Here is a 14698-nt window from a genome sequence, read left to right on the forward strand (position 1 = left end):
CGGTCGTCATGGGCAAGCGTTGGCAGGTCGGGTGGATTGCCCTGCTGGTTGCTGTGCTGGCAGGACAGGCCATGGCGGCGGATTATGCGGTGCCGCCCGGGTTCGAAACGCTAATGGAGCCGCAGGAAACCCTGGTGGATGTGTACTTCGGCGATCGCCTGGTGATGTCTACCCCTGCCCGTTATTCCCCTGAGGAAATCACCTTCCTGGAGCCGGATGCGTTGATCGGCGCCATGCCTCAGGTGAAACCGGAGCCCTGGCTGCTGGCGGTGCTGTCCACGCCGCTGGACCCCCACGGTGACAAGGTTTGTGTCAGCGAACACCAGCAGGACTGCGGTCTGATCGAGCCGAAAGTCGCCGGTGTGATTTTCGACGAGCAGCGCTTCCGGGCAGACCTGTTTATCCACCCCAACTACCTGGACGCCCCGGAAGCGCTGGCGCCCCGTTATCTGCCTGAGCCCACAGAAACCCGCTGGGGCGGTGTGCAGAATCTGAGCTTCAGTCACGCAGGGAGTGCCGAAGGGGAGAACAACACCAGTTTGTTTGGCCGTAGCCTGGTAGGCCGGGGGGCCCAGTATGGCTTTGCCAACTGGGTCAGCACCGATGAGCAGTCCCTGTCGATTGATGAGCTGGGCTGGCAGCGCAACTACCCGGATCACCAGGTCACCGCCGGCCTGTTTCAGCCCAACAGTGACATGCTGACGGTGATTGACCGCCAGCCGATCGCCGGGGTCGGTGTGTCCCGTTCGCTGGTGCGCCGTCAGGACCTTGAGGAAGCCTTTGCCACGTCCGTGGAAGTGTTCCTGTCATCGCGAAGCCGCATTGAGGTGTACAAGGATGGCCGCCTTTACGGCAGCCAGTTTCTGGAATCCGGGCGCCGCCGCCTGGAGACCGCCCGTCTGCCCACCGGGGCCTACACGCTGGAATTGCGCATCACCGATGCCAATGGCAACACCCGCGTGGAAGAACAGTTTTTTGTGAAAAGTCGCCGTCTGGCGCCGCAGGGCGAGAAGTTGTGGTTCGCCCAGCTCGGCCAGGCAACGGCCTTCGCCCGTGACCAGGTGTTGCCGGAAGACAGACAGACCGCCCTCTTTATGACGGGTTTGCGCCAGCGTTTCGCGGATTCCTGGGGTGGCGGGGTGGCGATGGCGGCTACCGGTGAGCAGGCCTTGCTGGAAGTCAGTGGTGACTGGTTTTCCCGTTATTCCCAGCTATTTGCCAGCACCTTTGTGGAAAGTGAGGGTGGCAGTGGTTTTACCCTGCGCGGTAATGCCAACTTCAGGGACTTGCGCTTCCAGTTCGACAGCCAGCGGGTCTGGACTGACGATCCGGCCGTCTTCGATGTTGAGTTTGATGTAGAGGAGTATCGGCTGCTGCCTCGCTCTGTGCGCCGTGACAGCGCCGAGCTCTGGGTGCCGGCAGGGCGAGGGCAGCTGGTATTTTCCCATCGTCGCCAGCGACTGGGTCGTGCCAACGAACAGACCATCAGTTCGGCAGCCTATCTGCATACCTTTCGGGTGGGCAGTGGTCAGGTGGTCAACCTGTCTGCAAGCCTGACGCGAAACGACGGTGACAATCAGATTCTGCTTGGCGCCAACTGGTTGATGACCCGTCCGGACTGGCAGCATCAGGCCAACCTGGGCTGGGTTCAGGACGATGCGCCCGGTACCGAGGATGGGGTGAATGCCGCCTGGGCCAGTGCCTGGAATGACCGGGACCGTTTTGATGCGGACCTGACGCTGGGGGCGGGGGTCAACTTTGATCCGGGTCGTCAGTCCGTGCTGCTCAACAGTGAATACGGCTCCCGCCATGGACGTGGTCGGGCCGATGTGGCCTTTAACGATTCCGACCGTGGTGGCCGCGATACCCTGACCAGCGTGCGTTATGACACCAGTCTGGTGATTGGTGATGGTGCCGCTCTGGGTGGTGAACAGCTGAATGATTCGGCGGTGCTGCTGAAGCTCGATGGCGCCGACGGCGCGTTATTCGACGTGCTGGTCGACGGAAATCCGGAGATGGTGGTGAAGGGGGGGAGCTCGGCCACCCTGACGTTACCGGCCTATCAGGTACACAAGATCGCCCTGCGTGATCGCGGTACCGACTTTGTGAATCTGGATAGCACGCCCCGCGACGTGGTGCTGTACCCGGGCAATGTGGCGATGCTGGCCTGGGAGCTGCAAAGAGTGATGGTGGCCCTGGGGCGTCTGCAGGATAGCGAAGGCAATATCCTTTCCCGTGCCCGCATTCAGGGTCCCGGTTTCGACAATCTGGTATTCACCGACGAGGATGGCTACTTCCAGCTGGAACTCCCGGAATCCAGTCTGGGCAGCCTTTATGTGGAAACCGCTGAAGGTCGCTGCACCCTGCAGACCGGGGCGGCGCAGATCCAGCACGGGGTGGCGCGGTTGGGGGCGGTGGTTTGTTCAGTTAACAGTGAATAGTTAACAGTGAATAGCTGCGCGTGAAAATTGGTTGTGTGTTGAAAACAAAGAGGCCGCGTCCAGAGTTTGGGCGCGGCCTCTTGGCGTTCAGAACCAACAAGCCGGTCCCGCGAAGCTGTTCACTATTCACTGTTAACTGTTCACTGCATTTCAACCATGATCGTCAGCACGCCGCTGTGGGTGCCGGATGCAGTGGCGGCGCTCATATCGGTAGCGAGTACGTCAACGCTGACGGTGGCATTGTTGCTGGCGCCACCATTGCATTGTGGGTCGCCGCTGCGGCTGTTACCCATGCCGGGCAGGGGGATGCCGGCGGTGGCGGTCTGGGCGCCGTTGCCATCGTTCCAACTCACCGCATAGGGCACGCTGCTGCCAGCGGATATCAGCTCAAAGGCGCCGCCGTTGCCGCTGCCGGTGAGGGTAACCGCGTACTGGCCGCCATTGGCCTGGTAAACGCAAAGGGTTTCGGAGCGGGTAATATTGTTGTTGCCATCGAACGTCCCCAGGGCGATGTCATCGATCTGGGTGACCTGGATGGAGTTGGGGATGGTGATATCCACGCTGACGGTGAAGTTGGCGGAAGACTTGCCCCTGCCTGAGTTGGTGGCGGTGAAATTGAACTGGCTAGTGTAGGTACCAGGGGGCACGGCCTGGATGTCTGTGCCACTGGCATATACGTCCAGACGGGCGTTATTGCCGCCGGGGCAGTAACGCGCAGCACCAGTAAAGATTTCTGCGGTAGAGAGGTTTGGTTGCAGTGTCGCTGCTTGGCCACCGACAAGGTCGTCCCACGACAGCGTAACCGGAATGCTGTCGGCGCCGGAAACTACCTCAAAAGGGCCCTGAGCCTCGACGGCATAATCAATCGGTGTGTTGCCTTGCGGATTGGGTTGCTGCACGGAGCTGACACACAGTTCAAAGCTGTGATTCAGATCGCCGCCGTTCCAGGTAAAGGTGGTAGTAAAGGCATTTGGATCGGTGCGGATGTGGGCCTGAGCATGTGCTGTGAAAAAAAGCAGCATGCTGCTTGCGATAATACGCAACCACATAGGGTTCTCTTTATCGTAAAATTAGCACTATAGCAGATGGGCCGGGGTTTCCGGCCCATCTGTCTGGTGCTTATTCCGCAGTGATGATCACGGTCAGTGTATCGGTGTGATCGGTAGCAGTAGTGGCTGCACCCACCTGATTCTCCGTAGCACTGACGCCGAGGGCCACATTGGGGCCAGAGGTCTGGCAGTTGGCTTCGGTGGTATTGCTGCTCGTGAGGCCTGTTTCGGCGGTATCTTCGGTCAGCGTAGTCCCATCCCAGGTTACAGAATAGTTGACCTCACTGGTGCCGCCGTCACTCAGAGTGAAAGCGCCGCTGGTACCGGCTCCGTTAGCGTCATTGCTGCTCTGCGCCACGACGCCATAGCCACCGGCCAGATTACGGAACACGCACACGTTATCGGTGGCGGAAAAGCTGTTTCCCTGGTTGATGGTCATGTCGTTCATGTCGCTGATCTTGATCAGGTCTGGCACGTTCAGGGTAATCACGGCAGTACCAGTGGACGAGGCACTGGCGCCGGTTCCCATGCTGCCATCGGATGCAGCCATGGCCAGGCCGGAGGCAAGCAGGGCGCTGGAGAAGATAGCCGGTACAAAGAATTTGATTGTCATGGTGTCATTCCCTTAAGCGGATGGACAAGAGTGTTATGTAAGCCTGGACAACCCCAATCGCGCCTCAGGCCTTATATTGAAAGCGATACTGCCATGTGTGCAGTGGAATGTGATCTGCATCTCGTTATTTATGCGATGGGCGGTGTCTCTGCTTTACTGATTTGCGTTCAGTACAGCAATTTCACGTGTTTCAACGATTTACCGCTCACAAAAGCGGATGGCTTTGCTAAAGTGCGGGTCAGATGAGCAGTGCAGTCAGGGGGCAGCTTGGATAACGAATCCATCGTTTACGGGTGTATAAAACATTTGCCGTTTGGCAGCTTGCAGGAACGCAAGACCCATTGCTTTCATAACCGCCGGGCCGTTCGCCAGCTCCCGCAGGCCGATGAATGGCCGTTCTTGTGCCGGGAAATGTTCTCTGTACCCGGCGATGACCTGATGGGAGGTACCTTCCAGACCCAGGTGATCCACTTCGGTATGTCCTACCGGGCGGTGGAGTATGAGTGGGAGCACTGGATCGCCAAGTTCGAATCCCTGCTCAAGAACATGTACTGGGTGAATGCGGTGGTACACCTGGAAACCGAGCTGTCCGGCTTCCACACTTTTGTCTGGGACAGTGCAGAAGTGTGCCATGAGCCTTCCGAGGCGCCGTTGAGAGTGCGTTGTGAGTGGGCGCGGGAAGGGGCGATCGCTTGAAAGGCAGTTAATAGTGAATAGTTAATAGCGTCGCGGGCTGGTTTTTCAGGTTTTTGAAGCGCAAGAGGCCGCGTCCAGACTTTGGGCGCGGCCTCTTTCGTTTCAGAACAATAAACGCGGTTTCGCGTAGCTGTTAACTATTCACTATTCACTGTTAACTGCCTCATTAGCCTGCTCCTTGCCCATCACCGACACGCTCTCCGTCACCTCATCGAATACCACAAACGCTTCCTGTTTCTTTAGCTGATTGCGGACCTGCTCCACTTTGGTGGAGGTGGGGATTTCCTGATCACCGTAATCGGTGCCGTCTCGGGTGACGAACTCTTCGATCAGGTTGGTGAGGGTGTCGGGTGGGAGGTCTTTCCAGGGGACGATGATGGGAGGCATAAGATTCCATGTTGACTGAGGCATTTATTCCGTAGGAGCGGCGCTTGATCCGCGAGTGCTTCGGCAATATTGCTCCAAATGCTTCGCGGCTCAAGCGCCGCTCCTACGGAAAGGGTCTTCAAATCACCAGCAGCTGAATACCGGCACCCAGTATCACCAGCCAGGAGGTCACCACGCCCAGCTGGCGAGCCAGGTTGGCGCTGCTGCGGGGGATTAGCATGCCGTAGCTGTAGAGGGCTCGGCCGCCTACCAGCAGGATGCCGTAAAGGTGCAGGGCGGTACTGCCGCCGCCGTTGATTTCCAGCAGGGCCATGAGGATCAGCGCTAGCGGAATGTATTCAATGGTGTTGCCGTGGGCGCGGATGGCGCGGCTTACGTCCTTGTGGCCGCCATCGCCCAGGGAGACTTTCTTGCCCAGACGAAGACGCACCACGTTGGCGGCCAGGGCGATGATCAGGAAGCCGCTGAGGGCGGCGTAGAGGGCGGTAATCGGCAAGCTGACTAGGGTCATGGCATCCACTCGGGTTGTTTTTTGCGTTTGCGGACAATAAACCGGGCCGGGGCCAGGGCGTCAATCATTTCCTGATCCGTCGGTAGCGGCTGGCCACAGATCATGTCGGCGATCAGCTCCGCACACAAGGGGCTGCCGGTAATGCCGCGGCTGCCGTGGGCCACATTCAGGTAGAGCCCTTGTGCCGGGCGGTGGGGATTGTCCGTGGCCACGGGCAACGGGCCGCACAGGGGGAGGAAATCGATGCTCTGGCAACGGAATGCCACACGCCGGTCGACGATCTGGATGTGGTCGCCACCCAGCTCCTGCCAGAGGGTGGGGAGGTAGTGCTTCAGCTGGGCCAGGTTTTCCGCATCGTCGCTGTCGGTGGCATGGGTGTGATCTTCGTGGAGCTTGAAGGTGGCGCCGACGCAGTGCAGGTCGTTCAGGGCCGGGGTCAGGTAACCGCCATGACATTGGGCCTGTTGCCAGCGTCGGGATGCCTCGGTGGCCCGACAATAGCTCACCTGCCCCCGGATATGTTTGAGCGGTAACCAGCCCAGGCCAGGCAGGGACTCGCTTTGCCCGGCGGTACAGAGGACGACGGCATCGGCACTGAGCGTCTCCCCGTGTTCCAGCGTCACCCGCGCCGGGGCGCCTTCTTCCAGGGACACCACCCGGGCTGACAGCTGGCTGATGGCGGGGTGGTTGAGCAGATGCTGGCACCAGCGGTCCGGCCGCAGATAGCCGCCGCCGAGCAGTTGCACGGCATTATCGCCGTAGGGCTGAAGCAGCTCCTGTGGCCAGGCCCCGGTTGCCATGGCCTGCTCCAGCTTGTCCCGCTGGCGCTCATCCACGTAGTGCTGGATCACCCCGTTCAGGTTGCCGTCTTCCGGTTGTGCCGGGTATCCGTGGCGGTGCAACCAGCGCAGGGCGTGGCCGTAGCTTTGCTGATAGAAGCGGTTCTGGGAGGTGAGATGGGGGCTGGGGGTGCTGTAGACCACCCCGGCCAGGTTGCCGGACGCATGGTTGGCGACACCATCCGGGTCCAGCACCGTTACCCGGCAGCCCCGCTCGGCCAGGGCCCGGGCTGTGGTGGACCCGGCGAGCCCGGCACCGACGACCAGGATGTGCCCTGATGCCGGTGCGGGGTGGGGGGCTTGCAGGCCCTCGATCTCGCCAACCAACATATGCCGTTTGTGGCCGAAACCATCGCGCTTGTGCATGACAAAGCCGACCTCGGCCAATCCACGACGGACAACCCCGGCGGCCGTAAAAGTGGCCAGGGTGGTGCCGGGCCGACTCAGTCTGGCCAGTTGGGCGAACAGTTCTGGCTGCCACATGTCCGGGTTGCGGGCCGGGGCAAAGCCGTCCAGGAACCAGGCATCCATCGGGTGGTGGAATTGTGGCCACAACGCCAGGGCATCGCCATGGAGCAGGGTCAGCTGCACACGAGGGTGCAGCTGAAGACGGTGAAAGCCCGGTGCGGGTGCCGGATACTCTGTCAGCAAGGTGTCTGCCAGAGAGGAAAGGGCAGGCCAGTGAGCCAGGGCCCTGGCCAGATCCGCTTTGCATAGCGGGTGCTTTTCCACGGAGATCAGGTGCAGCCGGGTGCTGTCCGGGGCATGTTCCAGAAAATCCCGCGCTGCCAGCAGGCAATTCAGACCGGTACCGAAGCCGGTTTCACCGATAACGAAAGTAGCGCCGGCGGCCATTGCCCGGAAGCGCTCCGGCAGTCGGTTGCCCTGCAGAAACACGTAATCGCTCTCGGCCATGCCGTCCTGACGGGAGAAATAGGGATCGTCAAAATCCACCGCCACCGGGGTGGTCTCTTGCCAGTCAACGATGGCCGGCTGGATGGGGGAGAAGGTTGGGGGTGTCATCGCGAGCCGGGATTGGTCTGCTGTTGGTGCCTGTAGGGAAGGCAGGATACCTTGCGGGTCTCACCATTAACAGGCATGGAGGCTGGGGTGAGATAGCGCCAGCAACGATTCGCAGGCTCGGACCGGGTTTATCAGCTGCCAACTGCCTTCTGTGCCGCCTTGAACTCGGCCAGCGCCCGTTTGCCATGCTGCAGCAGCCAGCGGGGACTCTGCTGGTAGCTGGCATTGTTGATGCGGATGTAAACACCATCGATCAGCGTTACCAGCAGGGACTGGTTCTGGATCGGCCTTCCCTTTTCCACCCAGCGCATTTGTGCCTGGGCGGAGGGCTGACCCTCCAGATCCAGCAGGGTTTCGCTGAGGATGGTCAAGGCATTGGCGCTGTCTTGCAGGGCCTGGTTCACCCGTCTTTGTCGTACCTCGCTGTAGTAACTGGCGACAGCACGCTGTGCCGGCATGTTATCCCAGCCCGCAGGCAGGCCGCTGAGGGTCAGCGATAACTGTTCTTTTTTATCTTCGCTTCGATAGTGCAGGGTGCGACCCCGTTGGGTACTGATTTCCCCGTCCAGTTTCAGACCGGCCAGGTGCTGGGGAGCCTGGAAGTGCGACAGGTCCACGGCCTGGGCGGTTGGCGTCACCGGCAGGCGTTGTTGGTCGCTTGATTCAGTGCTGAGTTTTGGCAGCTTCAGGGCCGTGGGGGGTTGCTCCCGGTTGGGCTGTGTGGCGCAAGAAACCAGGCCCAGCACAGCGATCAGCGGCAACAGATAGCAAACTTTTACATTCATCTTTGTCATCATGAGGCAAGGTGTTCCGGGTTTTCCTGATGTGGCGGCGATTTTCTGGTGGCACAATACAAGTTACCCGATGAGGATACCCTTTATAGGGAAAGGCGGATGGAAAAACCATCACATAACGGTATGCGCACTGGCGTTGCAATGGCATTGCTGTTTGCCATTATTACCGTCCCCTTTGCGATTGCGTCTTTCCTGATGGTTCAACACCGTCTGGATCTGCTGTCGGGTTACAAGACCATGCAGGGCGATCTCAGGTTGTTCGAAAGTGGTCTGGCTGCCTTTTCGCCCCTGGATGACATGCGTGACCTGGCTCCGGTGATGATTCATACCCAGCATCCGGAGATCGTGTCCCGCTTTGAACTTAGCGGGGCGAGAGCGGACAGCCGCTTACAGGCCTTTCTGGAGCAGGTGCGTGAACGGGATATTCCCGGCCTGAATGATCAGGCAGGGCTGCTCAGCGAAACCTGGTCTGGCCTGACGGTGAAAACCGGGATTCCCCTGGAAGACGTGGCGGGCCCCTACGATAACGTCAATCGCATTGCCCAGCGTCTGGGCAATGCCCTTTCCTCAGTACTGATCGCTTCGGATATGTCTGTGGGGGAGGGGTTGGAGCCCAATGAAGTGTTGTCCCTGACGCTGGGCTCGTTTCGTCAGGCACAAAATGACATCGGGTTGATTCGTGCCCTGGCGCTTTATGTCAGCCAGCGTGGAGGATACCTGGGGGATAACGACGCCCGTCGTCTGGAAAATGCCTGGCAGCGTCTGCAGCAGCAGCTCTCGGTCATCGACAGCGAGATCAAGGCGCTGTCCGCGAGAACCGGCGCCATTGAGCTGCAACAGCAGTGGCGACTGGTGAAGGACGAACTGCAACGGTTTCTATTATGGTCTGAACAAGAGCTGATTCTGGCGCCCCGGGTCCAGGTAAGCTGGGAACAGGCCTACGATCGCAGCCGCCACGCCATGCAGTCCCTGGATGGCTTGTCTGACAACCTGGTAGAGCTGTCAGTACAGTTGGTAGAGCACACTCGCCAGGAGAAACTGCGAGGCAGCATTTTCCTGATGCTGGCGGTGCTGTTGCTCTACGCCCTGGTGTTGGGTTTGGCGCTGCTGGTTTACCGCTCCAATTCCCGCGCCATCAGTGCTCGGGCAGAAAGTCTGGCCAAGGGGCAGTTCCTTGCTCGCATGAGCCATGAAATTCGTACTCCCCTCAATGGGGTGATCGGTCTGGCAGAGCTGTTACGTGAAACCGACCCTACGCCCCGACAGCAGGAATACATCAGCCTGATCGACAGTGCCGGGCGCACCCTCACCGCGCTTATCAATGATGTACTCGATTTCGCCAAGATCGAGGCCGGCAAATTGCAGTTGGTGGAAGAGCCGTTTGATCTGCCCCTGCTGATGGCCGAGTGCGCCCAGATGTTCAATCTGCCCGCCAGTGATAACGGAACCCTGGTGCTGCTCGATATGGACAGCAATATGCCTTCCCGGGTGGTGGGTGATCCTACCCGCCTGCGCCAGGTGCTGATCAACCTGTTGGGCAATGCGGTCAAATTCACCCGTAACGGCAGAGTGGTACTGTCTCTGGCCTATCGTCAGGTGAGTCATGAACAGCCCTTGTTCAGCTTTGCCGTGACCGATACCGGCATTGGCCTCAGCCAGGAAGAGCAAGCCCGGTTGTTTCAGCATTTTGCCCAGGCCTCGGCGGATACGGCGAAACGCTTTGGCGGTACGGGGCTGGGATTGTCGATCAGCCGTGAACTGGTGGCCCTGATGGGGGCAGACATCCGTGTGGAAAGTGCCCCCGGTAAGGGGGCTCGTTTCAGCTTCAGCGTTCAGATGCCAGCGGACAAGGGGGATGTGCCCACGATGGAGCAGGAGGCGCCACCGGCCTGGTTGTGGGATGTGCAGGGCAATCTGGCGGACTGGATGCTGGCGGATCGGCGGTTTCAGGCGGTTCAGCGGGTCAGTAACAGCTCGCAACTGGCGGCGCTGGGATCACTGGAAGGGGCTGGGGTTCTGTTGATCAACGGTATGCCTGACCGGGATCTGTTGGAAGAAACCCTGCAGCTGGTGCGCCTCAGTCAGGTGCCACTGCAGATTCTGCTGCTTACCGGGATGCGCTCGCACGCTCCCGACTGGCTGCCCCCACAGGTGCATTTGCTGCGGCGGTCGGTGCTCACAGTCAATGAACTCAAGCAGTTACTGGGTCGACAGATGCCCAGTAGTATTCCGATTATTTCACAGGTGGAAGGGGAAGAAGCCGTTGCCGCACTGCGGGTGCTGGTGGTGGAGGACAACCCGGTGAACCAGATGGTGACAAAGGGGTATCTGGAGCGGCTGGGAATCAGCCTGATTCATATTGCCGAGGATGGCGCCCGTGCGCTGGACATGTTCCAGGACGCTGCGGGTGCTTATGACCTGGTACTGATGGACCTGGACATGCCGGTGATGGACGGGTTCACCAGTGCCGGGCGAATGCGCGATTGTGAAGAACGCGAACACTGGCCTCCTTGCCAGATTCTTGCGCTGAGCGCCCATGCGGTATCCGAGCTGGGAGGGCGGGTACAGCGATCAGGAATGAACGGCCAGTTGATCAAACCGCTTTCTTTGACCGCTATGCGAGATGCCATTTCTCGGTACATGGACATCAAGGCGTGAGGTATTCGAGAAAATCCTGAAAGGGGAGAGGCATCAAGGGTGCCAGTGTTACCAGTAACCCCAGTGTCATCAGCACCAGGAGTTCCAGGCGCCAGGCCCGATGACGCCGCCATCCATGAAAACACAGAGCCACGGCGGTCAGAACCACGCCGGCATGGAAACTGGCCATGCTCACCAGTTGCCACTGCACATCCTGTAAAGCCAGCATCACTCCACATAGCATCAGAAGCAGGGCTCCGCAGGTCAGGGCATTGGCGGAGTCATGCTTGCGGAAAGCGGGCATATCGATATCTCCAATCGTGCAAGTGATCTTGTTTGATAGCCTAAGCAATAGTTATGCCTGTTTTGTCAGAGATTCTAGGAAGGATTAATGACTGCCGTATGAAGCCAGAATATTGCATTTCGTCACTTTTTTGCCATCTTTATGTGTGAGGGTGGTTAACTTATGTAGTGTTTAATTCGTATAATCCGCCTCTGACGATTGTGTCTTCCGGGTTTTGGGATAGAGGGTTCCTGCATGCGTTATTTGTCTTTTGTCCTGTTTGTCGTGCTGGCGCTGCCGGCCCATGCACAAATCAGTAGCGGCATGAGCGAGCGGCTGTGTCTGGCGGCGAGCCAGGAGAGTGCTTTCGGCGCCCTGGTCGATGATTTGATTGAAAGCGATGAGCTGGCGCTAACCTCCGGTGAGCAAGTGCTCTCATTGTCCTGCCAGGATGGCAGCAGCGTGCTGGAAAAGATGGTGCTGGCCCGTCAGGCAGAGAATCTGGAGTACGCAGTGATTGACCTGGGCCTTAACCTGAGCGCCTCCCAGGTAGCGCTCCATGGGCAGACCCTGCCCCTGAAAGAAGCCCTTCGGCGCCTTGGCGAGCAGGGTGACAGCGACGTTCAGGATTTTGTGCAAAGCTACCTGAGCGACCTGGCCGACGAAGATTTCAACCCGAACCTGCGGATCAGCCTGAAGTAAGGCAAATTCTGGCTTTGCTGTGGGAGCGGTCGTTCGACCGCGACCCTTGCCCGAAGCTATCGCGGTCGAACGACGGCTCCCACAGAGAACTGAAGGGGCTGCACTGATTGCGATCTGTGTTGTCCCCATTTCTACCCACCGGTATCACCCGCTATAATTCGCCCCGCATTGTGATACCGGAACCCCTATGTCTGATCAGCAGGATCGCATTTACGCCACGGCGCACCAGCAGGTGACCCGTTTCTCGTTCGATGACACCGTGGTGCGTGTCTTCCCGGACATGATTCGCCGCTCTGTGCCCGGCTACCCCACTATCATTGACATGATAGGGGTGCTGGCGGCTCGTTATGCCCAGCCGGATACCTGCCTCTATGATCTCGGCTGCTCTCTGGGTGCAGCGACCACGGCCATGGCAACGCTAACGGCAGATCAGGGCAACCGGTTGATTGCCGTGGATAATTCTGCGGCCATGATTCGTCAGGCCAGCACACTGATTGCGCAAACCGGGCAAAGCGAGCGGGTCAGTCTGCTGGAGGGCGATGTGGCCAGCATGGATTTCGAGCCGTGCTCCATGGCGGTGCTCAATTTCACCTTGCAGTTCATCGCCCCGGACAAGCGCGACGCCCTGATCCAGCGCCTTGCCGACGCTACCGTCCCTGGCGGGATTCTGGTGCTGTCGGAAAAGATCCGCTTTGCCGATGATGCGGAGAATGCCCTGCAGACCGAGCTGCACCATGCCTTCAAGCGTAACAATGGTTATTCGGATCTGGAGATCAGCCAGAAACGCACCGCGCTGGAAAACGTGCTGATACCGGAAACCCTGGCGGATCATGAAGCACGCCTGCGCCAGGCGGGTTATCGGGAGATCCATGTCTGGTTCCGCTGCTTCAATTTCATCTCTCTGCTGGCGGTGCGCTGATGCTGAAGGATTATCTGCAGCAGTGCGACACCGCGCTGCGGGAACTCTATGCCCAGCCCCAGCGGGACACGCTAATGGCCCTGTGCCGGCAGCGCCTGCTGGACAAGCCCCATGGTGATTTGCCCCGCTGGATGGCAGCGCTCAACGCGCTGCCCGAGGGGCCGGCGGACTGTGATTTCGCGGCGGATAGCCTACGCATTGGAAAGCCCGGTGAGGTTGATCCGGCAGTCGTGAAAGGCGCCCTGGAGGGATTGATTCCCTGGCGTAAGGGGCCCTTTAATTTCTTCGGCGTGCAGATCGACACCGAGTGGCACTCTGACTGGAAGTGGCAGCGGGTGGCGCCGCATTTGTCACCCCTGGCCGGGCGGCGTGTGCTGGATGTGGGTTGCGGCAGCGGCTATCACTGTTGGCGAATGGCGGCGGCCGGTGCACAGCAGGTGGTGGGTATCGATCCGACCATCCTGTTTCTGGTGCAGTACCTGGCGGTGCGCCGCTTTTCGCCTTCCACCGCGGTCTGGTTTCTGCCGTTGCGGATGGAAGAGTTGCCGACGCAGACGGAGAATTTCGATACGGTGTTTTCCATGGGCGTGCTCTACCATCGCCGTTCCCCGCTGGATCACCTGCTGGAACTGAAAGCGGTGTTGAGCGAAGGGGGAGAGCTGGTGCTGGAAACCCTGGTGGTGGAGGGTGATGCACAGACCGTGCTGATGCCCGAGGACCGTTACGCGGCGATGCGCAATGTGTTTTTCCTGCCTTCCGTGGCGATGCTCGAGCGCTGGCTACAGCGCTGTGGTTTTGTGGATATTCGCTGTGTGGATGAGAGCGATACTACGGTTGAAGAGCAGCGAGCCACGGACTGGATGCGGTTCCAGTCGTTACCGGATTTTCTGGACGCGGACGACCCGACCCTGACCCGGGAAGGTTATCCAGCGCCTCGCCGGGCCGTGCTCATTGCCCGCAAACCCTGACCTGCTGTGCAAGCCAGAGATAGAGAAAATCCTTACCATAAAAGCGCATAGCATTCTTTGCCCAATGACTGAGGCAGGAGGGGCGGTCTTTGCAGGGCGCGATGAGCGCAGCGGCAATATTGTCACTCTTTTCAGATCGCCTTCGCCTGGGTCGATGCTTCCAGTAACTGATCTACCAGCTTTAGCCTCAGACGTTCATCCAGAACGGATAAGGCAGGAGACAGCACTTCCATGAGCGAGGTCTGATCGGTGTCATTGGCCAACTCGAGCAGCTGCCGGGACAGTTGGCCGGTTGCCTCGGGGGCGGATTGCAGCGCGGCCAGTTGTTTGTGTGCTGATCCACTCAATGCAATATGAGTCGTTTCCGTGGTGTCTTCCAGGGTATTGAATGCCCGATTAAGCAGCTGCACCACGCCTTCCTCTTCCCGTTGGCTGGCACAATGCACGCCGATGCGTGTCGGCAGGGAAATGAAGAACTCATCCAGCTCGAATTCCTGGCTGCTGAACCACTGTTGTAGGCGTTGCGCCATTGCCATGGCGCCGTCCACGGCGGTGGCCGGCAAGACTACGAACAGGGATTGCCCTGACTGGCAGCTCACCAGACCGTCTTCACAGCGTTTGGTGGCATGCATTTGATGCAGAACTTTTGCAAGCAGGCGTTGAATTCGCTCGGCACCGATATCCGCCTTGACGGATCCCAGCTCCTGAAATCGGATAGCGAGAATGCTGAGGGGCTGCTGATGTCGCCGACACAGAGACATCGCCTGGTGAATCATCTGCTGGCTATGGCTGCTTGTGCTGCTGCTGGTTGTCACGGCAGTCATTGGGTACCTCGG

Annotated in this window: 14 protein-coding genes; 6 read left to right on the forward strand and 8 right to left on the reverse strand. The window is 59.3% G+C overall.

The genetic code is table 11. The features are described 5' to 3' along the window. Positions 1 to 8: 8 nt before the first annotated feature. Positions 9 to 2441: a TcfC E-set like domain-containing protein gene (locus tag Q0Y02_RS00215; RefSeq protein ID WP_297762712.1), complete on the forward strand. Its 2433-nt coding sequence runs from the start codon at positions 9 to 11 to the stop codon at positions 2439 to 2441. Positions 2442 to 2581: 140 nt separating this feature from the next. On the opposite strand, the gene Q0Y02_RS00220 is transcribed toward Q0Y02_RS00215, so the two are convergent. Together Q0Y02_RS00220 and Q0Y02_RS00225 are read right to left on the reverse strand one after the other, a co-directional pair. After that, positions 2582 to 3490 (reverse strand): hypothetical protein, encoded by a 909-nt coding sequence (locus Q0Y02_RS00220; protein ID WP_297762714.1) that lies wholly within the window; start codon positions 3488 to 3490, stop codon positions 2582 to 2584. A 70-nt stretch (positions 3491 to 3560) separates the two neighbouring features. Beyond that, a complete protein-coding gene (locus Q0Y02_RS00225) occupies positions 3561 to 4103 on the reverse strand; it encodes a hypothetical protein (protein ID WP_297762716.1) in 543 nt (180 codons plus the stop codon). A 267-nt stretch (positions 4104 to 4370) separates the two neighbouring features. Here Q0Y02_RS00225 and Q0Y02_RS00230 point away from each other — a divergent pair, with 267 nt between their 5' ends. After that, positions 4371 to 4799, forward strand: coding sequence for a hypothetical protein (locus Q0Y02_RS00230; RefSeq protein WP_297762718.1), 429 nt, complete (start codon positions 4371 to 4373; stop codon positions 4797 to 4799). Positions 4800 to 4943: 144 nt separating this feature from the next. Here the strand turns inward: Q0Y02_RS00230 and Q0Y02_RS00235 are convergent, their stop codons facing one another. The 4 genes from Q0Y02_RS00235 to Q0Y02_RS00250 all read right to left on the reverse strand — a co-directional run bounded on the left by Q0Y02_RS00235 (position 4944) and on the right by Q0Y02_RS00250 (position 8344). Then, entirely contained in the window at positions 4944 to 5186 is a 243-nt protein-coding gene (locus Q0Y02_RS00235) for a YheU family protein (RefSeq protein WP_366516894.1), read from the reverse strand. Positions 5187 to 5304: 118 nt separating this feature from the next. Continuing rightward, the gene (locus tag Q0Y02_RS00240; protein WP_297762720.1) at positions 5305 to 5697 is read right to left on the reverse strand and encodes an MAPEG family protein; all 393 of its coding nucleotides are present in this window, start codon (positions 5695 to 5697) and stop codon (positions 5305 to 5307) included. After that, entirely contained in the window at positions 5694 to 7559 is a 1866-nt protein-coding gene (gene mnmC / locus Q0Y02_RS00245; protein ID WP_297762722.1) for a bifunctional tRNA (5-methylaminomethyl-2-thiouridine)(34)-methyltransferase MnmD/FAD-dependent 5-carboxymethylaminomethyl-2-thiouridine(34) oxidoreductase MnmC, read from the reverse strand. The genes Q0Y02_RS00240 and mnmC overlap by 4 nt, the downstream gene beginning before the upstream one ends. A 131-nt stretch (positions 7560 to 7690) precedes the next feature. After that, complete coding sequence (locus tag Q0Y02_RS00250; RefSeq protein WP_297762724.1) at positions 7691 to 8344, reverse strand: hypothetical protein; 654 nt, start codon at positions 8342 to 8344, stop codon at positions 7691 to 7693. Positions 8345 to 8452: 108 nt separating this feature from the next. Between Q0Y02_RS00250 and Q0Y02_RS00255 the strand changes: the two genes are divergently transcribed. After that, on the forward strand, positions 8453 to 11011 hold the full coding sequence (locus Q0Y02_RS00255; RefSeq protein WP_297762726.1) for an ATP-binding protein: 2559 nt from the start codon (positions 8453 to 8455) through the stop codon (positions 11009 to 11011). On the opposite strand, the gene Q0Y02_RS00260 is transcribed toward Q0Y02_RS00255, so the two are convergent. Next, the gene (locus Q0Y02_RS00260) at positions 11001 to 11342 is read right to left on the reverse strand and encodes a DUF1275 family protein (RefSeq protein WP_366516895.1); all 342 of its coding nucleotides are present in this window, start codon (positions 11340 to 11342) and stop codon (positions 11001 to 11003) included. The two genes, Q0Y02_RS00255 and Q0Y02_RS00260, sit on opposite strands and share 11 nt — an antisense overlap. A 186-nt stretch (positions 11343 to 11528) precedes the next feature. Here Q0Y02_RS00260 and Q0Y02_RS00265 point away from each other — a divergent pair, with 186 nt between their 5' ends. The 3 genes from Q0Y02_RS00265 to cmoB all read left to right on the forward strand — a co-directional run bounded on the left by Q0Y02_RS00265 (position 11529) and on the right by cmoB (position 13862). Then, positions 11529 to 11975, forward strand: coding sequence for a hypothetical protein (locus Q0Y02_RS00265; protein WP_297762730.1), 447 nt, complete (start codon positions 11529 to 11531; stop codon positions 11973 to 11975). Positions 11976 to 12162: 187 nt separating this feature from the next. After that, positions 12163 to 12894 (forward strand): carboxy-S-adenosyl-L-methionine synthase CmoA, encoded by a 732-nt coding sequence (gene cmoA / locus Q0Y02_RS00270; protein ID WP_297762732.1) that lies wholly within the window; start codon positions 12163 to 12165, stop codon positions 12892 to 12894. Continuing rightward, on the forward strand, positions 12894 to 13862 hold the full coding sequence (cmoB, locus tag Q0Y02_RS00275) for a tRNA 5-methoxyuridine(34)/uridine 5-oxyacetic acid(34) synthase CmoB (protein ID WP_297762734.1): 969 nt from the start codon (positions 12894 to 12896) through the stop codon (positions 13860 to 13862). The genes cmoA and cmoB overlap by 1 nt, the downstream gene beginning before the upstream one ends. A gap of 131 nt (positions 13863 to 13993) precedes the next feature. Here cmoB and Q0Y02_RS00280 read toward each other — a convergent pair whose 3' ends face one another. Next, positions 13994 to 14686 carry a diguanylate cyclase gene (locus tag Q0Y02_RS00280; RefSeq protein ID WP_297762736.1) on the reverse strand — a complete coding sequence of 231 codons (693 nt, stop codon included), beginning with the start codon at positions 14684 to 14686 and terminating at the stop codon, positions 13994 to 13996. Positions 14687 to 14698 lie beyond the last annotated feature (12 nt).

Source organism: uncultured Alcanivorax sp. (genome assembly GCF_947258575.1).
In the GTDB taxonomy this organism is placed as follows: Bacteria; Pseudomonadota; Gammaproteobacteria; order Pseudomonadales; family Alcanivoracaceae; genus Alcanivorax.